Source organism: Novosphingobium sp. (assembly GCF_024642085.1).
Lineage (GTDB): Bacteria > Pseudomonadota > Alphaproteobacteria > Sphingomonadales > Sphingomonadaceae > Novosphingobium.
This window is the reverse complement of sequence record NZ_JAHEBV010000002.1, coordinates 49,181-74,635: the sequence shown is the minus strand read 5'-3', so window position 1 is coordinate 74,635 and position 25,455 is coordinate 49,181. Positions and strand designations below refer to the sequence as shown.

The 25,455-nt window shown below is 59.5% G+C and carries 25 protein-coding genes; 18 read left to right on the top strand and 7 right to left on the bottom strand.

Annotated features, from left to right (window positions below; translation table 11 throughout):
* The first annotated feature begins 2 nt into the window (after nt 1–2).
* The 4 genes from Q0L62_RS01275 to Q0L62_RS01260 all read left to right on the top strand — a co-directional run bounded on the left by Q0L62_RS01275 (nt 3) and on the right by Q0L62_RS01260 (nt 5,298).
* Nucleotides 3–2,753 (top strand): TonB-dependent receptor, encoded by a 2,751-nt coding sequence (locus tag Q0L62_RS01275; RefSeq protein ID WP_296675291.1) that lies wholly within the window; start codon nt 3–5, stop codon nt 2,751–2,753.
* 157 nt (nt 2,754–2,910) lie between these two features.
* Entirely contained in the window at nt 2,911–3,354 is a 444-nt protein-coding gene (locus Q0L62_RS01270) for a CopD family protein (protein ID WP_296675288.1), read from the top strand.
* Between the two features lie 140 nt (nt 3,355–3,494).
* Nucleotides 3,495–4,751, top strand: coding sequence for a transcription termination factor Rho (gene rho, locus Q0L62_RS01265; protein ID WP_296675285.1), 1,257 nt, complete (start codon nt 3,495–3,497; stop codon nt 4,749–4,751).
* Between the two features lies 1 nt (nt 4,752).
* Entirely contained in the window at nt 4,753–5,298 is a 546-nt protein-coding gene (locus Q0L62_RS01260; RefSeq protein ID WP_296675282.1) for an AAA family ATPase, read from the top strand.
* Here the strand turns inward: Q0L62_RS01260 and Q0L62_RS01255 are convergent.
* Together Q0L62_RS01255 and Q0L62_RS01250 are read right to left on the bottom strand one after the other, a co-directional pair.
* On the bottom strand, nt 5,283–5,681 hold the full coding sequence (locus Q0L62_RS01255) for a nuclear transport factor 2 family protein (RefSeq protein WP_296675279.1): 399 nt from the start codon (nt 5,679–5,681) through the stop codon (nt 5,283–5,285). The genes Q0L62_RS01260 and Q0L62_RS01255 overlap by 16 nt on opposite strands.
* Entirely contained in the window at nt 5,678–6,376 is a 699-nt protein-coding gene (locus tag Q0L62_RS01250; protein ID WP_296675276.1) for a dienelactone hydrolase family protein, read from the bottom strand. Before Q0L62_RS01250 ends, Q0L62_RS01255 begins: the two co-directional genes overlap by 4 nt.
* Before the next feature lie 119 nt (nt 6,377–6,495).
* Between Q0L62_RS01250 and Q0L62_RS01245 the strand changes: the two genes are divergently transcribed.
* The 12 genes from Q0L62_RS01245 (at nt 6,496) to Q0L62_RS01190 (ending at nt 18,663) form a co-directional block, all read left to right on the top strand.
* Nucleotides 6,496–6,756: a DUF6489 family protein gene (locus tag Q0L62_RS01245; RefSeq protein WP_296675274.1), complete on the top strand. Its 261-nt coding sequence runs from the start codon at nt 6,496–6,498 to the stop codon at nt 6,754–6,756.
* 38 nt (nt 6,757–6,794) lie between these two features.
* Nucleotides 6,795–8,072, top strand: a complete 1,278-nt coding sequence (gene mnmE / locus Q0L62_RS01240; RefSeq protein ID WP_296675271.1) for a tRNA uridine-5-carboxymethylaminomethyl(34) synthesis GTPase MnmE — start codon at nt 6,795–6,797, stop codon at nt 8,070–8,072.
* A gap of 40 nt (nt 8,073–8,112) precedes the next feature.
* Entirely contained in the window at nt 8,113–9,960 is a 1,848-nt protein-coding gene (gene mnmG, locus Q0L62_RS01235) for a tRNA uridine-5-carboxymethylaminomethyl(34) synthesis enzyme MnmG (RefSeq protein ID WP_296675269.1), read from the top strand.
* A complete protein-coding gene (rsmG, locus tag Q0L62_RS01230; protein ID WP_296675536.1) occupies nt 9,960–10,607 on the top strand; it encodes a 16S rRNA (guanine(527)-N(7))-methyltransferase RsmG in 648 nt (215 codons plus the stop codon). The genes mnmG and rsmG overlap by 1 nt, the downstream gene beginning before the upstream one ends.
* Nucleotides 10,608–10,612: 5 nt before the next feature.
* Nucleotides 10,613–11,389, top strand: a complete 777-nt coding sequence (locus Q0L62_RS01225; RefSeq protein WP_296675266.1) for an AAA family ATPase — start codon at nt 10,613–10,615, stop codon at nt 11,387–11,389.
* A complete protein-coding gene (locus Q0L62_RS01220) occupies nt 11,386–12,342 on the top strand; it encodes a ParB/RepB/Spo0J family partition protein (protein ID WP_296675263.1) in 957 nt (318 codons plus the stop codon). Before Q0L62_RS01225 ends, Q0L62_RS01220 begins: the two co-directional genes overlap by 4 nt.
* 74 nt (nt 12,343–12,416) lie before the next feature.
* Complete coding sequence (locus tag Q0L62_RS01215; protein WP_296675262.1) at nt 12,417–12,896, top strand: spore coat U domain-containing protein; 480 nt, start codon at nt 12,417–12,419, stop codon at nt 12,894–12,896.
* Nucleotides 12,897–12,988: 92 nt separating this feature from the next.
* Nucleotides 12,989–13,483: a spore coat U domain-containing protein gene (locus Q0L62_RS01210; RefSeq protein ID WP_296675259.1), complete on the top strand. Its 495-nt coding sequence runs from the start codon at nt 12,989–12,991 to the stop codon at nt 13,481–13,483.
* A gap of 195 nt (nt 13,484–13,678) precedes the next feature.
* Nucleotides 13,679–14,170 carry a spore coat U domain-containing protein gene (locus Q0L62_RS01205; protein WP_296675258.1) on the top strand — a complete coding sequence of 164 codons (492 nt, stop codon included), beginning with the start codon at nt 13,679–13,681 and terminating at the stop codon, nt 14,168–14,170.
* A gap of 17 nt (nt 14,171–14,187) precedes the next feature.
* Nucleotides 14,188–14,958 carry a molecular chaperone gene (locus tag Q0L62_RS01200; protein WP_296675256.1) on the top strand — a complete coding sequence of 257 codons (771 nt, stop codon included), beginning with the start codon at nt 14,188–14,190 and terminating at the stop codon, nt 14,956–14,958.
* Nucleotides 14,930–17,395 (top strand): fimbria/pilus outer membrane usher protein, encoded by a 2,466-nt coding sequence (locus Q0L62_RS01195; protein ID WP_296675253.1) that lies wholly within the window; start codon nt 14,930–14,932, stop codon nt 17,393–17,395. Before Q0L62_RS01200 ends, Q0L62_RS01195 begins: the two co-directional genes overlap by 29 nt.
* 113 nt (nt 17,396–17,508) lie before the next feature.
* Nucleotides 17,509–18,663 carry an acyl-CoA dehydrogenase family protein gene (locus Q0L62_RS01190; protein ID WP_296675250.1) on the top strand — a complete coding sequence of 385 codons (1,155 nt, stop codon included), beginning with the start codon at nt 17,509–17,511 and terminating at the stop codon, nt 18,661–18,663.
* 25 nt (nt 18,664–18,688) lie between these two features.
* Here Q0L62_RS01190 and Q0L62_RS01185 read toward each other — a convergent pair whose 3' ends face one another.
* Entirely contained in the window at nt 18,689–19,360 is a 672-nt protein-coding gene (locus Q0L62_RS01185; RefSeq protein ID WP_296675247.1) for a glycine zipper 2TM domain-containing protein, read from the bottom strand.
* Nucleotides 19,361–19,487: 127 nt separating this feature from the next.
* The gene (locus Q0L62_RS01180; RefSeq protein WP_296675246.1) at nt 19,488–19,970 is read right to left on the bottom strand and encodes a GAF domain-containing protein; all 483 of its coding nucleotides are present in this window, start codon (nt 19,968–19,970) and stop codon (nt 19,488–19,490) included.
* Nucleotides 19,971–20,032: 62 nt separating this feature from the next.
* Here Q0L62_RS01180 and Q0L62_RS01175 point away from each other — a divergent pair, with 62 nt between their 5' ends.
* Entirely contained in the window at nt 20,033–21,502 is a 1,470-nt protein-coding gene (locus Q0L62_RS01175) for a sorbosone dehydrogenase family protein (RefSeq protein ID WP_296675243.1), read from the top strand.
* A 9-nt stretch (nt 21,503–21,511) separates the two neighbouring features.
* Here Q0L62_RS01175 and Q0L62_RS01170 read toward each other — a convergent pair whose 3' ends face one another.
* Both Q0L62_RS01170 and Q0L62_RS01165 read right to left on the bottom strand, forming a co-directional pair.
* Complete coding sequence (locus tag Q0L62_RS01170) at nt 21,512–22,336, bottom strand: ATP-binding protein (protein WP_296675241.1); 825 nt, start codon at nt 22,334–22,336, stop codon at nt 21,512–21,514.
* Nucleotides 22,333–24,057 (bottom strand): acyl-CoA dehydrogenase family protein, encoded by a 1,725-nt coding sequence (locus tag Q0L62_RS01165; RefSeq protein WP_296675239.1) that lies wholly within the window; start codon nt 24,055–24,057, stop codon nt 22,333–22,335. Before Q0L62_RS01165 ends, Q0L62_RS01170 begins: the two co-directional genes overlap by 4 nt.
* Before the next feature lie 56 nt (nt 24,058–24,113).
* Here Q0L62_RS01165 and Q0L62_RS01160 point away from each other — a divergent pair, with 56 nt between their 5' ends.
* A complete protein-coding gene (locus tag Q0L62_RS01160) occupies nt 24,114–25,064 on the top strand; it encodes an L-threonylcarbamoyladenylate synthase (RefSeq protein ID WP_296675237.1) in 951 nt (316 codons plus the stop codon).
* On the opposite strand, the gene Q0L62_RS01155 is transcribed toward Q0L62_RS01160, so the two are convergent.
* Complete coding sequence (locus Q0L62_RS01155) at nt 25,065–25,394, bottom strand: hypothetical protein (protein ID WP_296675235.1); 330 nt, start codon at nt 25,392–25,394, stop codon at nt 25,065–25,067. It abuts the gene before it with no gap.
* Nucleotides 25,395–25,455 lie beyond the last annotated feature (61 nt).

Genomic DNA, 25,455 nt, shown 5'->3' with positions numbered 1-25,455 from the left:
TGATGAGGTATTTTTCGCGGAAAATCAGCTTGCAGGCGCTTGTTGCGGCTTCAAGCGTTCTGGCGCTCAGCGCGCCGGCCTACGCGCAGGATTCCACTGCACAGGCTGACGAAGGTGAAACTGCCAGCGGTGAAATTATCGTCACCGCGACCCGCCGGGCCGAAGCTTTGTCGAACGTGCCGATCGCGATTTCGGCGGTCAATGCACAGTCTTTGCAAAACTCGGGGGCAAACGATATTCGCCAGCTTAACCAGCTTGCCCCGTCGCTGCTCGTATCCTCTACCGGCACCGAAGCAAACGGTTCGGCGCGTATTCGCGGCATCGGCACGGTTGGTGACAATCCCGGTCTGGAAAGTTCTGTCGCGGTATTCATCGATGGCGTCTATCGTTCGCGCTCAGGTATAGGCCTTAATGAACTGGGCGAAATCGAACGTGTTGAAGTGCTGCGCGGTCCGCAGGGTACGCTTTTCGGGCGCAATGCTTCGGCAGGCCTGATCCACGTGATCAGCAAGAAGCCGTCATTCACTTTCGGGGGCAATGCCGAAGCGACTTACGGCAACTTCAACTACTGGCGGCTGGCTGGCGGATTGACCGGTCCGATTTCGGACCAACTCGCTGTTCGTGTCGACGGCGTTTATTCCAAGCGCGACGGGTTCTACAACGACGTGCTAAACAACCGCGACGTGAACAACCGGAACCGGTATTTCGTGCGCGGCCAGCTGCTGTTTGAGCCGAGCGATGCTACCTCCATCCGTCTGATTGGCGATTATTCCCACAAGAGCGAAGACTGCTGCGCTGCGGTCTATCTTGATCGCAACTTCAATCCGTTGATTGGCGGGCTCAACGATCCGGCACAGAATAATATCGTTCGCGTGTTGACCGATCTTGGCCAGCCGGCAGCGGGTTTCAGCGATCCGTTCAGCCGTAATATCTGGGTAAACTCAGGGCGTACTTTCCACGGTACCACCAACGATGGCGGTGTCAGCCTTGAATGGAACCAGGATCTGGGTGCCGCCAAGCTGACCTCGATCACCGGTTACCGCGAATACAAGAGCGGGGGAGGTTCGGACACTGACTATTCAGCGGTCGATATTCTGTACCGGTCCGACGACGGAAATGCGTTCCGCCAGTTCAAGACTTTCAGCCAGGAACTGCGCCTGCAAGGTTCAGCCTTCAACGATAAGCTGGACTGGTTAATCGGTGGCTTCCTTGCCGATGAACGGTTGTCGCTGTCCGACAATTTGCGGTTTGGCAACCAGTATGGCCGCTTTGCCACCTGCCGCATTATCAGCGGAGGCTCTCTTGCCGGTCTGTATTCGCCCACCAACGTTGGTTGCGTTCCGCCGACAGTCGGACCGGCAACTATCGCAAGTGCTAGCGGCGGCGGGGCTACAGGTGCAGCAATTGCAGCTGGTTTCACGACGCTCGACGGGCTGAATAACCTTGGCAGCACGACTGATGTCTATAACCAGAAAAGCCGCAATTACGCGCTGTTCACCCACAACATCATTTCGCTTACCGATCAGCTCAAGCTGACCCTGGGCGCGCGCTACACGTGGGAAAAGAAGGACTTCAACGCCACCTTCGGCAATAACAACACGGTCTGTACGTCACTGCAAAGCAGTCTGACCAGTGCTCTCACCAGTGCTAACGCCTTGGCGCGTGGCCTGGCCGGCGCGTTGATCGGGCTGGGCTGCCAAGGCAACTCAACCGCAGAACTGAACGGCGTTTCGATTAACAGCAAGCGCAATGAAAGCGAGTTCACCGGCACTGCCGTGCTGTCTTACAAGGTCACGCCCGATCTGCTGGCTTATGCCAGCTTTTCCAAGGGCTATAAGGCAGGCGGCTTCAACCTTGACCGGTCGGCGCTGAAACTACCCATCCTGCCGGTTGCTGGCGTGCCCACCACTACATTTGCGGCTGCTGGCGGTGCCCAGTCGCTGGTTGGCAACCTGCAATTCGATCCGGAACTCAACAACGCGTACGAAGTCGGGCTGAAATACGGCACCCGGCCGTTCAGCGTCTCGATCACCGGCTTCCGGCAGGAGTTCAAGAACTTCCAGCTCAACACCTTCAATGGTTCGGTCTTCCTGGTCCAGACGGTCAATGGCTGCAAATCAAGCCTTGGCGGGCTCGACCGTGATGCCAGCGCAGCCACCGGAGCATGTCCGATCGGTGATGTCAGCTACGGCGTCCTCAGCCAAGGCGTTGAAATTGAAAGCGCCATCAATCCGGCACGCAATCTGGCCTTCAACTTTGGTGTGACCTATTCGAGCACCAAGTATCGCAATGACCTGGTCGGTAATAAAAGCGGCGCTCCGCTGGATCCTGCACTGCGCCTGCTGCCGGGCAAACAGCTTTCAAACGCCCCGGAACTGGTCGTGACAAGTTCGGCGTCTTGGACCCCGGACATCGGCAGTTCCGGCTTGTCTGCCCTGTTCTACGTCGATGGACGGTTAAGCAGCGATTATAACACCGGTTCTGACCTGTTCCCGCAGAAAGCGCAGGATTCTTTCATCCTGGTCAATGCCCGCGTTGGTCTGCGCGGTCCGGACAAGAAGTGGGCGATAGAAGCCTGGGTTCAGAACCTGTTCGACAAGGATTATACTCAGGTTGCCTTCAACACCCCGTTCCAGGCAGGCGGTGCATCAGCCGCGTTCACCTATCCAGCGTTCCCCGGTGGTCGCCAGATCTTTTCTGCATTCCTGGCCGAACCGCGGACCTACGGTGTAACACTGCGCGGCAAGTTCTGACCGCCTGATCCGGTTCTGACAAAAGGCCCGGGACCGCACGCGGTTCCGGGCCTTTTGCTTTGCACAGTCTGCCCTTGCCAAGCCGACAGCGGTAAGTCACAGGCCGGCATGATCTTTCCTTGAGTTCGATAGCTTCGCGGCTCTATGGACCTGGCTTATGCAGTGGGTGCTTTCCATGACGTATTTGTGGCTGAAAGCCGGGCATGTCGTGTTCGTGATTTTTTGGATGGCCGGCCTGTTCATGTTGCCGCGTTTCTTTGTCTACCATCAGGAATGCGCCATAGATTCGGCCGAAAACGCGGTGTGGACAGACCGCGAGGCCAAGCTGCTGAAGATCATTCTGTGGCCTTCGCTGGTCGTGGTGTGGCTTCTTGGCCTGGCCTTGGCAGTCTCTATTGGCGCCTTTGGTCAAGGCTGGTTTCACGCCAAGCTGGGTTTGGTACTGGCGCTCAGCGCCTATCACGTCTGGCTGGCCGGATATCACGCCGCTTTGGCCCAGGGAGAGCGGCGCCTGACTGGCAAGCACCTGCGCATGCTGAACGAGATCCCGGGCATCGCTGCGGCGCTGATCGTCATTCTGGTGATCGTTAAACCGTTCTGATCCGTTGACGGCAGGCCTGCGGCAGCCTATTTGCTGCGCTACCGGCACTTCGCACGCGGTTCTCCGCGGCACGATCCGCTTTCCCCAAGCCCTTCGATCTGGCCGGCCATTACCCAAATCCGCACAAACGGAAACCCGACATGCATCTCAAAGAACTCAAGAAAAAAACCTCGGCCGAACTGGTCGAAATGGCCGAAGAACTCGGCGTAGAAGGCGCATCAACCCTGCGCCGCCAAGACCTGATGTTCGCCATTTTGAAAGAAGTGGCCGAAGACGGTGAGGAAATTATCGGCCAAGGCACGATTGAAGTGCTGACCGACGGCTTTGGTTTCCTGCGCAGTCCCGAGGCAAACTGTCTGGCCGGTCCGGACGATATTTACGTGTCTCCCAACCAGGTTCGCAAATGGGGCCTGCGCACCGGCGACACGGTCGAGGGCGAGATACGCGCGCCGAAAGACGGCGAACGCTATTTTGCAATTACCAAGCTGGTCAGCGTCAACTACGATGATCCCGAAGCTGTTCGTCACCGGGTCAATTTCGATAACCTTACGCCGCTTTATCCCGACGAAAAACTCAGTCTCGATACGCTTGATCCGACGGTCAAGGACAAATCGGCGCGCGTGATCGATATCATCAGCCCGCAGGGTAAGGGCCAGCGCGCGCTGATTGTTGCGCCGCCGCGCACCGGCAAGACCGTGCTGCTGCAAAACATCGCTAAAGCGATCACCGACAACCATCCCGACGTGTTTCTGCTGGTCCTGCTGGTCGACGAACGGCCCGAAGAAGTCACCGACATGCAGCGCAGCGTAAAAGGTGAAGTAATTTCGTCCACCTTTGACGAGCCAGCCAGCCGCCACGTTCAGGTGGCCGAAATGGTCATCGAAAAGGCCAAACGGCTGGTCGAGCACAAGCGGGATGTGGTTATCCTGCTGGATTCGATCACTCGCCTTGGCCGCGCTTACAACACCGTGGTGCCCAGTTCGGGCAAGGTGCTGACGGGCGGTGTCGATGCCAACGCGCTTCAGCGTCCCAAGCGCTTTTTCGGCGCGGCGCGCAACATCGAGGAGGGCGGTTCGCTTTCCATCATCGCCACCGCGCTGATCGATACCGGCAGCCGCATGGACGAGGTCATCTTTGAAGAGTTCAAGGGGACCGGTAACTCTGAAATCGTGCTGGACCGCAAGGTAGCAGACAAGCGCATCTTCCCCGCGCTCGATGTGGGCAAGAGCGGTACCCGCAAGGAAGAATTGCTGGTCGAAAAGGACAAGCTATCCAAGATGTGGGTCTTGCGCCGCATCTTGATGCAGATGGGTACGGTCGATGCGATGGAGTTCCTTCTCGACAAGATGAAGGATTCCAAGACCAATGAAGATTTCTTCGCCACGATGAACCAGTAAAATGGCGCTTTCCGTACCCCGGCACGCGGTCCTTACCGGTGCGCCGGGGGCCGGAAAGACCACGCTGCTGGACGCTGCTGCTGCGGCGGGCTTGCAGACATCTCCGGAAGTTGCACGGCGTATTCTGCAGCAACCAGGCGGCATGACCCTGCGCAAAACGGATCCGCTTGGCTTTGCTGAGGCGATGGCCGAGGCTCACGCCCGTGAATACGAGCGTTTTGCCGACTATCCGGGAATCATTCTGTTCGACCGCGGTTTTCCGGATGTCGTCGGTTTTCTTGACGTCTCGGGTCTTTCCGTGCCCCGCTCTGTCGACCGGGCTTGCCGGACCTTGCGCTATGAAGGGCCGGTGTTTCGTGCTCCGGCGTGGGAGGACATCTATGTTCAGGATGCCGAGCGCATTCAGGATTGGGACGCGGCCGTTGCCAGTGATCAGGCGGTCACAGCAGCGTGGAAGCGTTATGGATATAACGTTACGCCGTTACCTTTGGTTCCCGTCGATCAGCGGCTGGCCTATCTGCTTGGGTCGCTTCAGTCGGCAGCCTGAAGCTGGGCAGCCATCAATTCCCAAAGCTTGTTGACGGCTTTGAGCGGCCGTACCATCACCTTGAAATCCTTTATCTTTCCGTGATCATCGAAAGTAATGAGATCGATTCCATTAACGTGGATGCCGTCAATCGTGGCAGTGAACTCCAGGCAGGCTTCGTTGCCGTCGACCAGTTCACGCTCATAGCGGAAACTGTCGTTCCCCAGCACCTTGGCAGCGCTCAGCAGGTATAGCATGACCTTGGCCTTGCCCACTTGCGCGGTATGGACGACGGGCGAGTGAAAGACTGCATCGTCTGCCACCAGCGCTGCCAAAAGATCGCGATTACCGCCGCTCTCCATGTAACGATGCCACGCGGCGATGCCTTGGTCCGCCGAGGTCATTGCAGATGCTCTGCAAGGAACGCAGCTGTGCGATCATCAGCGATCTGAGCGCCAGCTTCATCCCGGCGCTGGCCCATTTCGGCGGCGAAGCCGTGATCTAGCCCAGCGTAATCGTGAAGCGTAACCTTGGGGTGGCTGTCAAACGCGGCGTGAATCTTGGCCTGGGCTTCGGGGCCGACGAAGTGATCGGCGGTCGGAATGTGCAGCATCAGCGGATTGGCGATAGCGTGGGCCTCGTCCAGCATCTGGTCTATCATCACGCCATAATAGCCGACCGAGGCATCGATATCGGTTCGTGCCGCCGCCATATAGGCCAGCCGCCCGCCAAGGCAGTATCCCGCGCAGCCTACCTTTGCCACGCCGGCGCTGCGCCGCACCCAGTGGATCACCGCCTCGATATCGTAGACACCATCAGTCGGATCATATCGCTGAAAATAGCCGAACGCTTCATTCAGCTGATCGGGTATGTCAGGATCAAGTTCGACGCCGGGTGCAAACCGCCAGAATATGTCCGGCGCAACCGCGAGATAGCCCGCGTCGGCCCACTTGGCGCACTTCCCGCGAATACCTGCGTTGACCCCGAATATCTCGGGAATGACGATCACAGCCCCCTTGGGAGTGCCGGACGGATGCGCAACGTGGGCCGGAATTGCGCCAGAGCCGTCGATTGTGGGGATTTGCACTGATTCGGCCATGTCATCGCTCCGGTTGGAATAGGGTGATTGCGGCCCACCGTAAGCGCGGCGTAGACTTTGCCAAGGGGCTATGCCAGCAAGGGCACGCGAGGGGACCGGCACTCGCCCAAGGAGGCACCATGAAAGTTCACGTCGAAATCGACTGCACGCCCGAAGAGGCACGCACCTTCCTTGGCCTGCCAGATGTGGGCAAAGCCAACCAGTTTTACGTTGATGCCATATCCAAGGCTATGAAGGGGGCGGGCAGCGTCGATCAACTGCAGGAGTTCGCCAAAGGGCTGGCACCGATGGGACAAGTCGGCATGAAGTTGTTTCAGAACTTCATGGAAAGCGGAAATGCCTTTGCTGCCGGCGCAAAAAAAACCCGGGACGATACCTGAGCGTTACGTTTGAACGGGCATGACGCCCGCCCGCTGCCATGAATGATACCATTTTCGCCTTGTCGAGCGGACCTCCACCGGCAGCAATCGCCTTGATCCGTGTCAGCGGTCCGCAGGCCGACGCCGCGCTGTGGGCCCTTGCCGGGCGGGCTTTGCCGCCGCGCAAAGCGGTGACAGTCAGCCTGCGTGACGGCGGGGGAGAGCTGATTGATCGCGCTCTTGCGCTATGGTTGCCGGGGCCAGGAACAGCGACAGGCGAAGATACATTGGAATTGCACTGCCATGGTGGGCGCGCGGTAATTGCGGCGGTTGAGCAGGCCCTGGGTGATGTGCCTGGCCTTCGCGGGGCGACGGCCGGGGAGTTTACCCGGCGTGCGTTTGCCAATGCACGCATCGACCTGGCTGAAGCCGAGGGCCTGGCCGATCTGTTGGCAGCGGAAACCGAATTGCAGCGGCGCGCAGCCATTGCGATGGCTAGCGGCAGCCTGTCTCGCACTGTAGATGAGTGGCGTGATCGGCTGCTTGGGCTTTCGGCTAGGGTAGAGGCGATTCTCGATTTCGGAGATGAGGACGATGTGTCTGGGCTCCCGATTGGATTCGGCGATCAGATCACAGACTTGCAGAACGGTTTGCAGGCATGGCTGACGCAGCCCCGAGCCGAGATGTTGCGTGACGGCTTCAAAGTCGTACTGGCGGGTCCGCCAAATGCTGGAAAAAGCACACTTTTCAATGCTTTAATTCAGGAAGAGGCAGCGATTACCGCTCCTTTGGCGGGTACCACCCGGGATGTCTTGAATTATCCCATCGCCATCAACGGTATCCCTTTTCGTTTCCTCGATACCGCAGGCCTCCGCGACGAAACGCAAGACGCAGTAGAAGCCATCGGAGTAGAACGCGCGCGGTCCGCTTTGGCAGCGGCTGACCTTGTCTTGTGGCTGGGTCCTGAAGGGCAGGGACCACCATCGGCATGGGAAATTGCGCCCCAGCAAGACCGCGCCGACTTTCCCGGTAAAGTCACCCCGCGTCACCGCGTATCTGCCAAAACGGGAGAAGGGCTCGACGCGCTGCGTGCTGATCTGGTGCAGACGGCACGGCTTTCGATGCCGGCGCCTGGGCAAGCGGCACTTAACGCGCGTCAACACCGCCTGCTGTCTGAAGCAGCCGATGAGCTTGGCGCAGCAGCGATGGTTGGCGACCTGCTGTTGATCGCGGAAAATTTGCGGCTTTCGCGACTGGCCTTCGACGCATTGTTAGGCCGGACCACGACCGAAGATATGCTGGACACGTTGTTCGGACGATTCTGCATCGGCAAATAATGTTCCACGTGGAACACGTCTGCGCTAAGAGTCCCGGCGCATGAGTGGGTTTGATATTATTGTCATCGGCGGAGGACACGCCGGGGTAGAGGCCGCTGCGGTCGCCGCGCGCATGGGCGCACGTGTGGCGCTGGTTAGCTTTGACCTGGCTACCATTGGCGCGATGAGCTGTAACCCAGCCATTGGCGGCTTGGGCAAGGGCCACCTCGTACGCGAAGTTGATGCCTTCGATGGTATCATCGCCCGCGCTGCAGATGCTGGCGCAATTCATTACCGCATGCTCAATCGCTCAAAGGGGTCCGCGGTCCAGGGGCCACGCGTTCAGGCCGACCGCAAACGTTTCAAAGCAGAAATTCAGCGGCTGCTAACCTTGCAGGGCGATTTGACCCTGATTGGCGGCGAGGCGGCATCGCTGCAATTTAAAGGTGCAAGGGTTACGGGGGTAGAGCTGGCTGACGGGACAGCGCTGAAAGCGCGGGCTGTGGTCTTGTGTACCGGCACGTTCCTGGGTGGTACGTTATTCCGCGGTGAAGAGCGCATGACCGGAGGGCGCGTCGATGAAGCATCGGCGCAACGGTTGGCGGATCAACTGCGTTCAGCTTCCTTACCGATGGCTCGGCTCAAAACAGGGACGCCGCCTCGTCTTGATGGCCGGACGATAGACTGGGCTGTTCTCGAAGAACAACCGTCAGACAGCGAACCGTGGACGATGAGCGCGATGGGTACGCGGCGTCCTTTGCCGCAGGTGTTTTGCGCGATCACCCGAACCAACCCGGCGAGTCATGAAGTCATTCGCGCCAACCTTGATCGGTCACCGTTGTTCAGCGGCGCGATCGGTGCGTCTGGCCCGCGCTATTGTCCCTCGATAGAGGACAAGATCCACCGTTTTGCCGATCGTGATGGGCATCAGGTTTTCCTGGAACCGGAAGGCCTTGATACGCATCTGGTTTATCCTAACGGCATAAGCACGTCATTGCCCGCTGACGTGCAACTGGCCATGCTGCGTACTATGCCGGGGCTTCAGAAAGTCGACATGGTGGTGCCGGGCTACGCGGTAGAATATGATCATGTAGATCCCCGAAGTCTGCGAAAAAGCCTCGAAATGCGGACAATCGCAGGTCTTTTTTGCGCCGGTCAGATCAATGGCACCACCGGTTATGAAGAGGCGGCCGCGCAAGGCTTGGTCGCCGGAATGCACGCTGCTGCGTCTGTGCTGGATCGTGAACCAGCGCCCCTTGACCGCGCCAACAGCTATCTTGCAGTGATGGTGGATGATCTGACCCTTCACGGCGTAAGCGAGCCATACCGGATGCTTACGGCGCGGGCAGAGTATCGATTGCGTCTACGGGCCAACAATGCCTCAACCCGCTTGACCGATCTGGCCCTTGCAGCCGGTTGCATTGGTGCAGAGCGGCGCGAATGGTTTCGGGACCGAAAGCAAACCAAGCGAACGATAGAAGACCGTCTCGACTTAAATGTTGCGGCTGGTGACCTTATTGCTGCCGGCCTGTCCGTAAGGCCCGATGGCGGGCGACTTACCCTGCGTGATTGGTTGCGCTTTGACGGCGTAAGCATGGTTGGTCTTTCAAATTGGCTTGGCGATTTGCCGATCGGCGATTGCGATATCCTCGACGAGATTGCCGAAGACGCCGCATATGCACCTTACCTGGTTCGGCAGGATGCTGAATTGCGCGATATGCGGTCCGCTGACGCACTGGTTCTGGGTGAAACCTTTCCGTACGAAGCCGTGCCAGGGCTATCCCGAGAGATGGTTGAACGGCTTTCATCCGCCCGGCCTGAAACACTAGCTGCGGCAGGCCGCATTCCCGGCATTACGCCCGCTGCTCTGGCCGCGTTGTTGGTTCAGGCACGGCGGATTGCCGCGTGATATTGAATGACGAACGTTCGGCGCGTGCCTGGCTTTCCGCTCTGCCAGAGTGGAATGTGCAAGCGGGGGAGCGGTTGGAAAAGCTGATCACATTGCTCACCGAAGAAAACAGCAAGCAAAACCTTGTTTCCACTGGAAGTCTGGATCTGATTTGGCCGCGCCACATTGCCGATTCGGCGCAATTGTTGCCGCACTCTCCACGTGAAACGTGTTCACCCTGGCTTGATTTGGGTACTGGGGCCGGCTTTCCTGGATTGGTGATTGCCGCTCTGCGTCCCGAATCTAAAGTTCATCTGGTTGAATCGCGGGCGCGGCGGATAGACTGGCTTACCAGAGCAACATTGGCTCTCGGCCTCGAAAATGTAGAAATACATGGCGATCGACTGGAGTCGCTCTCGTCATTTCCGGTCCGTGTCGTTTCGGCACGGGCATTTGCTCCGCTGAACAAGCTTATAAGCCTATCGGAGCGTTTTTCCACAGCAGACACACTATGGTTGTTGCCCAAAGGCAGGTCCGCCGCGCATGAATTGCAGGAACTCGGGGGATGGAGACATATGTTCCACGTGGAACAATCGCTGACAGACCCAGAAGCTGGTGTGATCGTGGGCAATATTGGACGACCGGCAAAGCGCGGAATGAAGGGATAAACGTCGTGATACGCGTGGCAATCGCCAACCAGAAGGGCGGGGTAGGCAAGACCACCACGGCGATAAATATTGCGACGGCCATGGCCGCAACAGGCTGGAAAGTCCTGCTGATCGACCTTGATCCGCAAGGAAACGCATCAACCGGGATAGGCATCGCCACGAATGATCGAGAACGGTCATCCTATGATCTCCTGGTCGATCAGGTATCCGTCAACGAATGCCTGCAAGCGACACGCATCCCCAATCTGGATATCATCCCTGCAACCGTTGACCTTTCCGGCGCAGAAATTGAACTCGTCTCAGTCGATAACAGGACTGATCGGTTGCGCGATGCGCTGAACGGCGCTCACGGGCACGACATTTGCTTCGTTGATTGCCCGCCATCTCTCGGGCTGCTGACGCTCAACGCCCTGACCGCAGCCGATACATTGCTTGTCCCACTTCAATGCGAGTTCTTTGCGCTGGAAGGGCTGAGCCAACTTTTGCAGACGGTCGAACGGGTCCAGCAGCGGTTCAATCCTGATCTGGGGATTGTCGGCATTGCATTGACCATGTTTGATCGGCGCAACCGCCTCACCGATCAGGTTGCCGATGACGTACGCTCTTGCCTCGGCGGTTTAGTGTTCGAATCGGTAATTCCCCGCAATGTCCGCCTGTCAGAGGCACCGAGTCACGGATTGCCGGCGCTTGTCTATGATCACACATGCGCCGGGAGCCGCGCCTACATGGCCCTGGCACGCGAATTGATCACGCGGTTGCCGGAAAAAAGGAAGGCTGCATGAGCGACGAACCAGCTGTCCGCACACCGTCCAAACCTGAGGCATCCCCGCGTCGTCCGGCTCTGGGGCGCGGTCTTGGTGCTTTACTGGGCGATTCGCGTCGCGAAGAGCCGCTGGTAGTCGCGGGCCTTTCGGGTGATGCCGGGCAAAGTCTAAACGGGGCGGGGTTTGCCATGCTGGCGGTTGCATCGATTTCGCCGCATCCCGGTCAGCCACGGCGGCGTTTTGATGAGGCGGCGCTTGACGAGCTGGCCGCTTCGATCGCTGCGCGCGGCGTCATCCAGCCAGTTATCGTTACAGCGCATGATCAAGGCTATCGTCTGGTCGCTGGCGAACGCCGTTGGCGGGCCGCGCAAAAAGCGCAACTGCATGAAATACCAGCCCTAATTCGAGATCTTGACGAGCGCGAAATTACAGCGCTGGCCTTGATCGAGAATCTCCAACGGGAAGACCTCAACCCGATTGAAGAGGCGCGCGCCTATCACAAATTGGCCGAGGATGAGGGGCTGACCCAGGCCGAAATTGCAAAACTTGTCGACAAGAGCCGCAGCCACGTCGCCAATTTCCAGCGTCTGCTGACATTGCCTGAACCGGTACTTGAGCTGGTGGAGGAAGGTCGACTTTCGATGGGCCATGCCCGTGCGCTTATCGGAGTTGAAGATGCCTTGATGGTGGCCACCGACGCAGTTGCGCGCCACCTGTCTGTGCGTGAGGTCGAAAAACTTGTTCGACGCAAATCGCCTGGCAGTGCTGCACCGCGCCGCGCCCGGGGTCAAACCGATGTCGGTTCAACCGCCGATATCGCAGCAGTGCAAGGCCATCTGGAGGAGTTTCTGGGTCTTCCCGTGCGAATCAATGCCGATGCCGATCCGCGTTCGGGGACGGTTACCATCCGCTATCGCACGCTCGATCAGCTTGATCTGGTGTGCCAGCGCCTTACTGGCGGCGGAATCTGATCCGGTGTTTCATGCGCATATTTACCGATGCGTGCCGTAGTGCGCCAGCAAGTCTGCTGAGTTAGGTCAAGGATGTGCTTCGCCGGTCCATCCTGCTGACCCTGATCGCCTCATCCGCCCCCATGCAGGCGCGGGCCGGCGAAGCCAGCATCGGCGCTATTGCTGTGAGTGTCGAAGTCGTTTCCAATTGCACGGTATCTGCCACACCCATTACGCTTTCCGCTCGTGAGGGCGTGACGACGCAGGCCGAATCAGCGATCGACGTACAATGCGGCCCGGAGCAGCCGTTTACTGTGAGCTTAAACCACGGCGACTATGCCGATGGGACTACGCGCCGGGCCTTTGACAGTGCTGCAATGCGCTATCTGGCCTACGATATTTACCGCGATCCTGCCCGCTTATTTCCCTGGAGTGATTCGCCCGAACAAAGCGCTTCAGGAGTGACCAACGCTGTCGGCCAAGCGAGACTGAAGGCCTACGGATCTTTACGAACTGCCCAGGCTATTTCACCCGGCAAATATGCCGACCGCGTCGTTGTGACTATTAATTTCTAAATATACCATACACTTAAGGGCTTCGATTAAGCCTTAACTTCATCGCAAGGGTAAACCCTTAGACCTCCGATTAAGACTGATTGGGGGTACTGATGCGATTCGCGCATCGTCAATGCTGCATCGCGCTGGCTGCGACCGGACTGGTTGCTGCTGTGCCCGCGCATGCCGGCAAGGCGACCTATACGATGCCGGTTCGTGCCACGGTGATCAACGGCTGCACGGTCTCTGCCTTGCCGCTGGTGTTCATGGTCCCGGTTCCGACCAATCTTAATGTCGATTCGTCTACCACGGTAACTGTCGCGTGCACGCCGAACATTCCCTTTACGGTGGACATCGATACCGGCCTTTACGCCAACGGTATCAACCGCCGTGTCTTTAATGCGGCGGCCAGCGCGTATATAAACTATGATGTGTACCGCGACCCGCCGCGTAGCCAGGTCTGGGGTACGGGCGGGGCTAAAAACGTAACCGGAAACTCTGGCATCACCGGTGTCGTTGTCTTGCCCGTTTATGGGCGCCTAGCATCGTCCGCCAAGCTCAAAGCTGGCAATTACCGCGATACGCTGACCGTAACGATCAGCTTCTAAGCGCACACAGCACTACACTGCCCAAACCGGCGCGGCTCATGAAAATGATGGCCGCGCTTACCTGTTGTTAACCATATCTTCCTAACAATACCGGGCAGCAGAGAGCAGAAATTCATTGCAGCATTAAGTCTTTTGCAACGGATTGCAGCGCATGGAGACGGCGGCAGAGATTGCCAATGATCAGGGGAATACACCATGCGTAAAATTGCTTTCGGGTTCGCAGCCATTGCTGCTGTCGCTGCCACTCCGGCTCTTGCCGCTTCGGCCAGCAACCAGATGCCGGTTTCGGTTAACGTTGTAAATTCGTGCACCGTGTCGGCAACGCCGATGGCGTTTGGCACGCTGACTTCAGTTGGCGGCGTGAACGTCGATACCACTTCGAACGTCGACCTCATCTGCACCATCGGTGCAAGCTATGACGTGTCCATGGACTTTGGCACCCATGCAGCGGGTAGCCAGCGCAACCTTCAGAACACGACCGACGCGACGAAAAAGATTCCGTACGGCGTGTACCGCGATTCCGCACGCGGTCTGAGCTGGGGCAACACCTCTGGCACCGACACCGTTGTCGGTTCAAGCGCCACAGGCCTTGCCACGCTGACCGCCTTTGGCCGGATCCCGTCGACCGCTACGTCGGTACCGGCTGGTTCGTACACCGATACCGTCACTGTGACGGTGAACTTCTAAGCATTATGGAGACCTGAATGATCCGCAATGTCGCTGTCCTCAGCAAGTTTGCCCTGATAACGGCAGGCGGATCGTTCCTCTCCTTCGGGCTGCTTACGGCGGCCCGTGCTGAAGAGCCTATTGTCGCCGCGGCCCCGCAAAACGCGGACCGCGGCGCTCGGCTTAATATTGCCCCGCTGCGGATCGAGCTTGATGCTGCAAAGACCGGGGCAACGGTCATGCTGACCAATACATCAAATCGCCCGCTGCCCGTCCAGACCCGGCTATTCGCCTGGTCGCAGGAAGGCGGCGAAGATCGCTTTGCACCGTCCGGCGCGCTAACCGTATCGCCATCGATCATTTCGATTGCTCCTGGTGCAACGCAGATTGTCCGGCTGATCCGCACCACCGGTGCTTCTCAAGGCGAAAAACACTTTCGGTTGGCGGTAGACCAGCTACCCGATCCGGCCCTGGTGCAAAGCGGCGAGGCCGAAGCGCGCCTGCGTTTCACCGTTCCGGTGTTCCTTGATCGCGACAAGGCAGCTCCTGCCGCCTTGAACTGGAGACTCGCCGGCAACCGCATCGAACTTGCGAACAGTGGCGGCCAGACTGCGCGCATCCTGGGTATTCAGATCAAGTCTGCAAGCGGGCTGTCAGTTTCCGTTGAGCGCAACGCCTTGCGTTATGTGCTGGGCGGTTCGACGATACAGTGGACACTCACCGGATCATGCCCGCAGGGTCCTCTAACGATCTCTACCCAGATCGATGGCCAGGCCGTCAATGCGCAGGTTTCGCCAAACTGCGGGTGAGCGGCTCCTTGCGCTGGCTGCCGCGCTTGGCACGGCCCTGGGCGGACAATCCGCCCACGCGCAGACGGATCCGTTCGCCCTCCCCACAGGCGTAACCGCCCAGAGCGTGGCGGCGCAAAGCGGGCCCGGCTTGTCGGAAATCGCGATAGACGGGGAAACTCGTGCGCGGCTGGTCGATCTTTCCTGGGCCAACGGTGTCCTGACGATCAGCGCCGAAAGTGCAAAAGCAGCAGGTCTGCCAATTCCAGCCGATGCCAGCGGGCAAATACCTCTGTCATCAATCAAAATTGCCAAATGGAGTTTCGATTCGCTCAAGCAGCGGCTCGACATTCAGCTGCTTCGCAAGAGCGACGGCAAAAATCTCATAGATATGGGCATTACAGCACGGCTGGATGGCACCAGTACTCCGCTCACCGCCTTCCGGATAGACTATGACATGACGGCAACGGCGGCGCAGGGGCGGACTGGCGCTGCCGCGTTCCTCGAAGCATCGGTAGTCCGGGGCAACTTTGCCGCCTTGTCATCGTTTCAATATAATACCGACCCCCAGCCTGGATCACGCGCACTGACCAGGCTCGATTCGCAGGTGCAAGTGCTTCTGCCCAAGCCGGGAATAACGGCAACGGCTGGCGATTTCATCTCAGCAGGCGGCCAGAACCAGCGTGCATTGCGGCTCGGCGGTGTGCAGATCGCTTCGGATTATTCCTTGCGCCCTGATCTGGTCACCGTTCCGCTACCCGCATTTACGGGCCAGGTGTCGGTTCCGACCGGCGTAGAGCTGATTAGCGGCGACCAGCGCTATTCCTTGGGTGACGTCCAACCCGGCGAGTTCACGGTCCGCAACGTTCCATCAAACGCTGGCAGGGGTGAAGTCGCAGTAGTGATCCGCGATTCGCTGGGCCGCGAAGTCATCCAGAACGCCCGGTTTTATATGTCGCGGTCATTGCTGGCGCCACGTTTGCGCGAATATGCCATCAACGCGGGCGTCGTGCGACGACGCTATGGGGTCCGCAGCAGTGACTACGGACCCCTTGCCGCCAGCATTTATTATCGCCGCGGCGTCAGCTCGCGGTTTACGGTTGAAGGGACCAGCGAATGGACCCCGGGGCTCATCAACATGGGCGCCCGGGGTGATCTAGCGCTTGGCGGGATCGCGCTCGCCACGGTTGAAGCGCGTGCCAGCTCGGAGCATTCCACAGGCAAGGCGGGCGCGCTTGTCAATTTGGCGCTCGAATCCGTTGGACGGACAATATCTGCGCGGGTTTCGGCATCGTTTCCAAGCACCGGCTATCGTGATGTTGCGGCGAAACTGGGCGACCCTTTGTCCCCGCGTGAGTTTTTGGGGCAAATCTCGTTCAACCTTAAGAACATGACCCAGCTTCAGCTTTCGGCAGGACGACAGGAGCGTCATTTCGATTCGCGCTATCCGTCGCTTGAGCCCCGCGTCACCTTTGCAAACGCAGCGTTTCGCACGCGCATCAGTAAAAAAGTCGATTTTTACAGCTCAGTCGGGATGCGCAATGGCCTGACGCGTTCGGTATCGGCCTGGGCCGGACTGTCGTTCCAATTTGGTGGAGGGCGCTCGGCGCAAGGATCTGCCAGCAGTGGAACAGGGATGCCAGTCAGCGTCAACGCCGGCTACTATCGCCACGCGACGGAGCAGCAGCGGCTCGGATACGCCTTCGAAGGCAGCACCGGCGCTTCAACCCGGATTTCGGCCGCTGCCACCTACCGCAGTACCTTTACCCGGGTCGAAGCCCAGGCTGAGCGCGTTGCCGGCCGGTATGGTATGCGCCTCAATGCCCGAGGCACGCTATTGATGGCCGGCGGTTCGGTGTTTGCCCGCAACCAGACCGGCGGTAGCTACGCCCTTGTCCGTACAGGCAAAGTCGCCGGGGTCACGGTACTACGCGAAAACCGCGCTGCCGGGGTGACCAAGAAAGGCGGCCTGCTGCTTGTTGAAAATATAACACCGCAGGTTCCGCTCAGCTTCGATATCGATCCCGACAAGCTGCCGGTGAATGCACTAGCCCGCGACACCCATCGCCGCGTCCTGGTTCCGCGGCGCGCGATCGGCTTGGTGTCGCTCGACGTCATCCGCTTTGCTCCGCGTCAGGTTCGCATCACCGGGCCCACCGGCGTTAACCTGCCGGTCGGCACCATCTTGCTGGCGCAACCTTCAGGAGACCAAATGATGGTCGGATTTGACGGTCTTGTGGATTTCAACGCGGAAGGCGGCGATACCCAGCTTGATCAGATCCTGGACGGCGGTTCGCATTGTGTGGCGAGTATAAAGCCGATTGCCGTTGCTGCGACGGATGAAATTGCGGTGGTGGCCTGCCGGATCGAGATCAAGGCGGAGTTTGCCGCGCGCAGCCCGAACAATCCCAATCGTCCTGCTGTCCCAGGTCGGGGGAAGGGTGCAGGGCGGCGCTGATCAAGTTGCGCCGCGCAACTTCGGCTATCTTTAAGCGATCGATTAAATCCAGTTGCGATCATTCTACGCCGCGCCTAATCGTTGGGGCAACCACTCCGCTGATGAGGTTGACCATGACGCTCGATACGCTTTCGCGCACTTGCTATTCCGAAGATCACGAAGCCTTCCGCTCAACCGTGCGGCGCTTTGTTGCCGAGCAGCTTGAGCCGCATGCCGCCAAATGGGATGAAGACGGGATCGTGCCGAAAGACGTCTGGCCGAAAGCTGGCGAACTGGGCCTGCTCTGCCCGACTGTGCCCGAAGCTTATGGAGGCCTGGGCCTCGACTTTGGTTACAACGCGATAATCGATGAAGAGATCGGCTATGGAACGGACGTTGCCACCGGCTTTTCACTGCAGTCCGATATCGTTGCCAACTACATTATCCAGTACGGCTCGGATGAGCAGAAACAGACCTGGCTTCCCAAGATGGTCAGTGGCGAGATTGTAACCGCGATTGCCATGACCGAACCGGGCACCGGATCGGATCTGCAGGCACTGCGCACCACCGCGCGCAAGGACGGCAACCACTACGTGATCAACGGATCCAAGACCTATATCACCAATGGCCAGAACGCCGATCTGATTCTGGTTTGCGCCAAGACCGATACCGACGTGCAGCCGGCATGGAAAGGCGTGTCCATCGTTCTGGTTGAAGCTAATCGCGAAGGATTCAAGCGCGGCCGTAATCTCGATAAAGTGGGTCTTGATGCAGCTGACACATCGGAAATGTTTTTCGAGGATGTCCGGGTGCCGATCACCAATTGTCTGGGAGAAGAAGGCAAAGGCTTCATTTATCTGATGAGCGAACTGCCACAGGAACGCCTAGGCATTGCCATATCGGCGCAAACCGCAGCGCAGCGTGCCTTTGATATGACGGTGGAGTTTACCCGCGATCGCAAGGCATTCGGCAAGCCGGTGCTCGATTTTCAGAATACACGGTTCATTCTGGCCGATCTTAAGGCCAAACTTCAGGTTGGCTGGGCGCATCTGGACTGGTGCATCGCCCGCCACATCAAGCACGAGCTGACCCCTGTCGAGGCATCTGGCGCCAAATTGTGGCACACCGAACTGCAAGGCGAAGTGGTCGACAAGTGCCTGCAGCTGCATGGCGGCGCGGGCTTCATGAACGAATACCCGATTGCCAAGCAGTGGCGCGGCGCGCGGGTGACCCGGATCTTTGGCGGCACCAGCGAAATCATGAAAGAGCTGATTGGCCGCTCGCTCTAGCAGCGTTCAATTCGCCCCGGGGCTGTCAGTTGACAGGTATCCGTTTGTCCGGCGCAAGCCTGATGCGTTTGTCGGGCAACGGACGCGGACGGGGCGGAATGTAACGCTTGCGCGGCCCCACAGGCACCCATTCCTCGATCACTTGTGTTTCCGTGCACTCGCGCGTCCGGGGCTGCGAGGAGGCGGCGATTGGCTGTGCCTGGGCGATCATCACCGGAACCATCACCGTCATTGGCTGATACGCATAGGTATAGCCATAACCTGGCTGGCCATAGCCAGACGCGGTGTGGCGTTCGAGATAGCTTTCGCAGTAATCGATTGACCGGCGCTCATCGCGGCGGTCTGCCCCAGAACCCAGCGCGCCGCCTGCCGCGGCGCCGACGGCGGCTCCGGCGATTGTGCCCAGCGTCTTGTCACCCCGGCCAGCAACGGCATTACCGACCAACCCGCCGACCACGCCGCCGACCAAGGCGCCGCCAATTGTCTTGCCCTTGCGCCCACCTCGGTGGTTAGCGCGGCATTCATCCAGCCAGGCAGCGCGCTGGTCTTCCCAGGCGGCTTGGTCATACTGCGGTGCATAGCCGGCGCCCACAGGCGGCGGCGCAACCATCTGTGCCTGGGCCGGGGCGGCGATCGCTGTGACCGCGACAAACCCCAGCATCAGGCTGATCCGGTGAGATGACAAACGGAATGGCATGGCAACCCCCTGCATTCACCGGGCGATTCCGGTGTTAACGTGTAAGTTACCATCACTAACCAAATGAATCCAAGGCTCGGTTCCGATCTGTCTTGCCGCTGTCCCGATCTGGTGCAACGCCAAGACGTCAGATTGCGTCGGCGATTTCCCGCGCAAGTGCCTCTATTCCAGCGGCGTCTTCAGCATCAAAGCGCCCGGCTTCCGGACTGTCGAGATCGATGACGGCGATTACTTCGCCGCGGCGGATGACTGGAACGACCAGCTCACTTCGGCTTTCCGCGTCACAAGCGATGTGGCCCGGAAATGCGTGAACATCGGGTACCAGCAGGGTTGCTGCGCTGGCTGCCGATGTGCCGCACACGCCCTGACCAAAGGGAATGCGAATGCAGGCTGCCTTCCCTTGAAATGGCCCGAGCACCAACCCGCCATCGACTACGCGGTAAAATCCGGCCCAGTTAAGCCGATCAACGAATTGCCAGACGATGGCCGCAACATTGGCCATGTTGGCAACCGCGTCCGGTTCGTCTGCAACTAACGCGCGCGCGGCTAGCACCAGGTCTCGGTACAGTTCGGCCTTTGGCTGGGCAGCACCTGGAAAAAAAGCATGCATGCGCGTTATACTATCTCACACACGCCTTGCCGCCTAGCCGTGATGCGCCTACTTCGTTGCACATGTCGACCAAACGCAAGCTTCTCGTTGCCCTAGGGGTATTTCTTCTCGTCATCGGTGGTTTCGCACTCTATCTCTTCCGAGGAACGCCGGCAGAAAAGACACTGGATCAGCTGTCTGGACGCGATCCGCAACTGGTCGAACCCAAACCAGAGAAAATACCATCGGTAGGGATTGCCAAACCGGTCGGATGGAAAGCCAGCGAAGCGCCGGTGGCAGCGCCCGGTTTGGCGGTTTCGCGCTTCGCTGAGGGGCTTGATCATCCCCGCGTTATGCTGACTCTGCCTAATGGCGATGTTCTTGTATCGGAAGCCGATGCACCGCCTGCAAATACCGGAGGCGGTATCAAGGGCTGGATCATGAAAATGATGATGCAACAGGCCGGGGCAAACAAGGGTTCGCCTGATACGCTGGTGTTGCTGCGCGATGCAGACGGCGATGGCAAAGCCGAAGGCAAGTTCGCACTTCGCCAGGGCAACGGACTTGCTTCCCCATCAGGCCTCGCCTGGCGCAATGATACGCTTTACGTGGCCAATCACGATGCAGTGTTGGCATTTCCCTACAAGCTGGGCGAAACGACACTTGGTGCAACACCCAAGAAACTGATGGACCTGCCTGCCGCAGGCAATCACTGGATGCGCAACTTGCTCCTTAGCAACGATGGCGAGCGGCTTTATGTTGCGGTGGGATCAGCCAGCAATATTGCTGAAAATGGTCTCGAAATCGAAAAGGGCCGCGCCGCGATCTGGGAACTTAACCTCAAATCCGGTTATCCCCGCCAGTTTGCGCAAGGGTTGCGCAACCCGAATGGAATGGACTTCAACCCCGCTTCGGGCGAGCTGTGGACGGTGGTCAACGAACGTGACCAGTTGGGCCCGGATCTGGTTCCTGATTACCTGACTAATGTCCCTGTGGGGGCGCATTATGGCTGGCCGTGGGTCTACTACAAGACGCACGACGACGACCGGGTCAAATCGGCACCGCCCGAGTTCTTCGACGACTATGTGCGCAAACCGGAATACGCATTAGGTGCGCACGTGGCGCCCCTTGGCCTGGTATTTGTGCGCGGGGGCGAAAAGCTGGGTTCGAACTTTGCCAACGGCGCGGTGATCGCCCGGCATGGTTCTTGGAACCGCAAGCCGATTTCTGGATATGACGTGGTATTTGTCAAGTTTGACGCGAACGGGAATCCGCAGGGACTTCCGATTTCTTTGCTGTCGGGCTTCTTGGTCACGGGCAAAAAGGAAACGCGTGGCCGTCCTACCTGGGTATCGTTTGCGCGCGATGGTGCTCTGCTGGTCAGTGACGATACCGGCGGAATAATCTGGCGGGTGCTTTCACCTACTGCCGCTCCGGCCGGTCCAATCAAGCCGGTCGTGACCGCTAGAATGCCGCCGCAGCGCGATCTTAAGGGCGATCCCAATGCGCAGTATAGCGCCGGATTCCGCCCTGATGAAAAGGTCAGGCAGTAACAGCTGCCGTCAAAGCACAATCCCGGCGCGTCCGGCCAGTTCGGTCACGAACTGCCAGGCGATCCGGCCCGATCGCGCACCGCGGCGCTTGGCCCATTCCAGCGCCTCGCCGTGGTCCCAGGCAAGCGAGTGGGCCGCGCAGTAGCCGGCAACAATCGCCAGGTAATCGTCTTGGCTGCAGGCATGAAAGCCGATCGACAAACCGAATCGGTCCGCCAGCGCCAACCGGTCATCGACAGCGTCGCGCGGATTAACCGGATCATCCTGTTCGGACAAATGCCGGGACACAATAGCGCGGCGGTTGGATGTGACGGCCAATCTTACGTTGGCGGGCCGCGCTTCGATACCGCCTTCCAGCCACGAACGCAGCGCGCGCGGGCCGGCGCTGTCACCGTCTTCAAATCCCAAGTCATCAATGAAAACAAGAAACCGCCGATCCACGGCCCCAAGGATGCCAAAAAGGCTGCTGAGCCGGGTCAGGGCATCGGGCGTGACCTGCACTAATGCCAGCTTGCCAGGCGCCCTGGACTGGGCCGCGGCAACACCGGCGCGCAGCAGTGCCGATTTGCCCATCCCGCGCGATCCCCACAGCAGCATGTCATGTGCCGCAAAGCCATTCGCCAGCCGGGTAACATTGGCGGTAACCGCCGCTTTCTGGTTATCGATGCCCATGAGCAGTTCCAGCGGCGGGGCGATCAGGCGGGCGACTGGCCGCGGCGCACCGTTCCAGACATAAGCCGGCGAAGCTAGCCAGTCTTCATGGATGGCAGCCGACGGGCACAGCCGTTCCAGCGCATCGGCGATGCGAGCCAGGGGGTCGCCCTGATCGCTCATCCTGCCAACACTGCGCTATCGAGTTCGTAAAGCAAGCCAGCCCCAGCAGTCGCAGCCGCCTTCAGCCCCATCGCCTCTGCTGCGATGGTTTGCGCAAAATAGCGCGTGACGACAGACTTGGCCTTAGCTTTCACGGTCTCTTGACCCACCAAGGCTGCGGCCTGCCGGGCCAGCTGGGCGCCCCCGATGGCCACTGCGCACATGGTGCAGAACGCCGTGCTTCCCGCCAGCCGATCGTCGAGCGAGGCGTCGGTGCTCATCCATCCGGCAATTGCGATGCAGTCCTGGGCCAGGCTTTGCAACACAGGATAGCCGGCGGCATCGCGGGCAGCCTCTGCCAGCAGCGACGTCAAGACCGCGCCTCCCTCGTAGCCAAGCTTGCGGGTGACAAGATCAGCGGCCTGAATGCCGTTGGTCCCTTCGTAGATCGGTGCAATCCGTGCATCACGGTAATGCTGGGCAGCACCCGTTTCTTCAACAAACCCCATCCCGCCGTGGATCTGGACCCCGATGCTGGCGACTTCGCACCCGATGTCGGTACCCCAGGCCTTGATGAGCGGAACCAGGCAATCAGCACGGGCCTGTGCCCCGGAAATGCCCAGCGCGCCGCGATCCACCAGTCCGGCCGTGTAGTACAGCAGCGCACGAGCGCCTTCAGTCAACGCGCGCATCCGCAACAGCATCCGCCGTACGTCAGGATGCTCGATGATTGCCACCGGGTTCTTGTCGGCTGATCCGGCGCGCGCCGACTGGATCCGGTCGCGGGCATACCGGCTGGCCTGCTGCAAGGCGCGTTCAGCAATCTGCACGCCCTGGTTGCCCACATTGATACGGGCGCTGTTCATCATCGTGAACATTGCCTTCAGGCCTTCATTTTCGTTGCCGACAAGTTCGCCCACACAGGCGTCATCGTCACCGAAGGTCATCACGCAGGTCGGGCTGGCCATGATCCCCAGCTTATGTTCTATTCCGGCGCAACGAAGGTCGTTGCGCGCGCCCACAGATCCGTCTGCTTCAACCAAGAATTTGGGGACCACGAACAGACTGATTCCCCGGCTGCCAGCAGGCGCGCCGGGTGTTCGGGCAAGGACCAGATGGACAATGTTTTCGGTCAGGTCGTGTTCGCCCCACGTGATATATATCTTGGTCCCCTTGATCGACCAGGTGCCATCGCCGCGCGGTGTCGCTGTGGTGCGCAGCGCGCCGACGTCGGAGCCGGCCTGCGGTTCGGTCAGGTTCATCGTGCCGGACCATTCGCCGCTGATCAGCTTGGGCAGGTAATGCGCTTTCTGGCCCTGGCTGCCGTGATGCTGCAGCGCCTCAATCGCGCCGACAGTCAACAACGGGAGCAGTGTAAAAGCCATGTTGGCGCTACCAAGGTTTTCGATAACGCTTGTAGCAAGTGAAAAAGGTAGCCCTTGGCCGCCATGCTCTGGCGGCCCGGCGATCGCGTTCCAGCCTTGTTCGACATAGGCATGGTAGGCCTTCGCAAAGCCTTCTGGCAGGGTAACGGTTTGGTCGGCCAGCTTTGCCCCCTCGACATCGCCCTTGCGGTTAAGCGGGGCGAATTCCCCAGCCGCGAATTGGCCGATCCCTTCTACGATGGCTTCGACCATGTCGGGGCTAGCGGCGGCGAAGGGTTCGTGCGCGGCAATTTCGGCAATGCCCGCATTGACGGATATCGCCAGGATCTGGTCGGAAGTTGGTGCAACGTAATCCATCGGCAGTCTTTCGGCTTTAGCTTGGCAATTGTTCTTATCGCCTATAGCGCGGGGCCATGTCGGGCAAGCATCACAACAGCCAGATCCGCGCTCCCGATGCAGCTGGAATTGCGGCAGCCGTTAACACGTTGCAAGGCGGCCAGCTGGTCGCGCTGCCGACCGAGACCGTTTACGGACTTGCCGCCCGTGCAGACTGCGCCGAAGCCGTAGCGGCAATTTACCGGGCCAAGGGGCGGCCCGATTTCAACCCCTTGATCGTCCATGTCGGGACTATTGAACATGCCGCGACGATCGCACGGCTGGATGACCGTGTCCGCGGTCTTGCTGACGCATTTTGGCCCGGGCCTTTGACTTTGGTTTTGCCGCTGCAAAAAGAAGCACCGATTAGCCCGGCCGTCACCGCCGGGCTCAGTACCGTGGCGATTCGCTGTCCTTCTCATCCCGTTATGCGCCGTGTTCTGCTGGACAGCGCACTAGCCCTTGCTGCGCCCTCTGCCAATCGCAGCGGCGCGGTCAGTCCAACCCACGCCGCCCATGTAGCTGCTTCACTGGGCGACAAGGTGTCGTTGATTCTTGATGGAGGCGCCTGCGCCGCCGGTATAGAAAGCACCATAGTGGCACTTCGAGAAGGGGGCGGCTGGCAGATCCTTCGGCCCGGACCGATCGCTGTTGCGCAAATCGCTGCCATTCTTGGCGAGGATGAACAAGAAGCAGCCTCAGCTGGAATTGAAGCGCCGGGACAGTTGGCAAGCCACTATTCGCCGGGCAAGCCGATACGCCTCAATGCCATAAACGCCGCCAGTGACGAGTTTTTTATCGGCTTCGGCCCCGTTGCCGGTATGGTCAACCTTTCCACCGGCGGCGACTTGGCCGAGGCAGCTTCCCGGCTTTATGCATGCCTGCACCGCGCCGCTGCGGCGATAGAACCTCGCATTGCCGTGGCTCCGATTCCGGAACGCGGGATAGGGGCCGCGATCAAAGACCGTCTGCGCCGCGCCGCAGCGTGATCAGCGCATCGTGGCTGGGACCGATGGCAGCAGCAACTCGATGTCGCGGGCCATCGCTTCAGCCTTTTGGCATGCTTCGGCGTCTCCTTGCTCGCAGCGCTGCACTTCGCGACGTTGCTGGCGTTCAAGCTTGCCCAACTGCTCTTCACGCCTGCGCAAATCGCGCCCGCGCTTTTCGTCCGACTCGGATTGGCTGGTTGTGACAAGGTCAACGCTCCTGCTGACCACTTTTACTGGTGCCGTCACAACATCCATGGCGGTGCGGGCGATGCACCCGCCAAGTGTGGCGACCAGCGCCAACGCGCCAAAAACCCGGACCCCGTGTTTCATTTAGACCACCTTCAATGAGCAGGATGGCGATGAAGCACGGGTCGGGTTGCTCGGCGGTGAA

Excerpts from the sequence above, each read along its gene's own strand:
- Q0L62_RS01250 (WP_296675276.1), bottom strand. The coding sequence starts at position 6,376 with ATGGCCGAATCAGTGCAAATCCCCACAATCGACGGCTCTGGCGCAATT.
- mnmE (WP_296675271.1), top strand. The coding sequence starts at position 6,795 with ATGAATGATACCATTTTCGCCTTGTCGAGCGGACCTCCACCGGCAGCA.
- Q0L62_RS01180 (WP_296675246.1), bottom strand. The coding sequence starts at position 19,970 with ATGCATGCTTTTTTTCCAGGTGCTGCCCAGCCAAAGGCCGAACTGTAC.
- mnmG (WP_296675269.1), top strand. The coding sequence starts at position 8,113 with ATGAGTGGGTTTGATATTATTGTCATCGGCGGAGGACACGCCGGGGTA.
- Q0L62_RS01170 (WP_296675241.1), bottom strand. The coding sequence starts at position 22,336 with ATGAGCGATCAGGGCGACCCCCTGGCTCGCATCGCCGATGCGCTGGAA.
- rho (WP_296675285.1), top strand. The coding sequence starts at position 3,495 with ATGCATCTCAAAGAACTCAAGAAAAAAACCTCGGCCGAACTGGTCGAA.
- Q0L62_RS01205 (WP_296675258.1), top strand. The coding sequence starts at position 13,679 with ATGCGTAAAATTGCTTTCGGGTTCGCAGCCATTGCTGCTGTCGCTGCC.
- Q0L62_RS01200 (WP_296675256.1), top strand. The coding sequence starts at position 14,188 with ATGATCCGCAATGTCGCTGTCCTCAGCAAGTTTGCCCTGATAACGGCA.
- Q0L62_RS01160 (WP_296675237.1), top strand. The coding sequence starts at position 24,114 with ATGTCGGGCAAGCATCACAACAGCCAGATCCGCGCTCCCGATGCAGCT.
- Q0L62_RS01255 (WP_296675279.1), bottom strand. The coding sequence starts at position 5,681 with ATGACCTCGGCGGACCAAGGCATCGCCGCGTGGCATCGTTACATGGAG.
- Q0L62_RS01190 (WP_296675250.1), top strand. The coding sequence starts at position 17,509 with ATGACGCTCGATACGCTTTCGCGCACTTGCTATTCCGAAGATCACGAA.
- Q0L62_RS01270 (WP_296675288.1), top strand. The coding sequence starts at position 2,911 with ATGCAGTGGGTGCTTTCCATGACGTATTTGTGGCTGAAAGCCGGGCAT.
- Q0L62_RS01210 (WP_296675259.1), top strand. The coding sequence starts at position 12,989 with ATGCGATTCGCGCATCGTCAATGCTGCATCGCGCTGGCTGCGACCGGA.
- Q0L62_RS01275 (WP_296675291.1), top strand. The coding sequence starts at position 3 with ATGAGGTATTTTTCGCGGAAAATCAGCTTGCAGGCGCTTGTTGCGGCT.
- Q0L62_RS01185 (WP_296675247.1), bottom strand. The coding sequence starts at position 19,360 with ATGCCATTCCGTTTGTCATCTCACCGGATCAGCCTGATGCTGGGGTTT.
- Q0L62_RS01175 (WP_296675243.1), top strand. The coding sequence starts at position 20,033 with ATGTCGACCAAACGCAAGCTTCTCGTTGCCCTAGGGGTATTTCTTCTC.
- Q0L62_RS01220 (WP_296675263.1), top strand. The coding sequence starts at position 11,386 with ATGAGCGACGAACCAGCTGTCCGCACACCGTCCAAACCTGAGGCATCC.
- Q0L62_RS01165 (WP_296675239.1), bottom strand. The coding sequence starts at position 24,057 with ATGGATTACGTTGCACCAACTTCCGACCAGATCCTGGCGATATCCGTC.
- Q0L62_RS01245 (WP_296675274.1), top strand. The coding sequence starts at position 6,496 with ATGAAAGTTCACGTCGAAATCGACTGCACGCCCGAAGAGGCACGCACC.
- Q0L62_RS01195 (WP_296675253.1), top strand. The coding sequence starts at position 14,930 with ATGCGCAGGTTTCGCCAAACTGCGGGTGAGCGGCTCCTTGCGCTGGCT.
- Q0L62_RS01155 (WP_296675235.1), bottom strand. The coding sequence starts at position 25,394 with ATGAAACACGGGGTCCGGGTTTTTGGCGCGTTGGCGCTGGTCGCCACA.
- Q0L62_RS01260 (WP_296675282.1), top strand. The coding sequence starts at position 4,753 with ATGGCGCTTTCCGTACCCCGGCACGCGGTCCTTACCGGTGCGCCGGGG.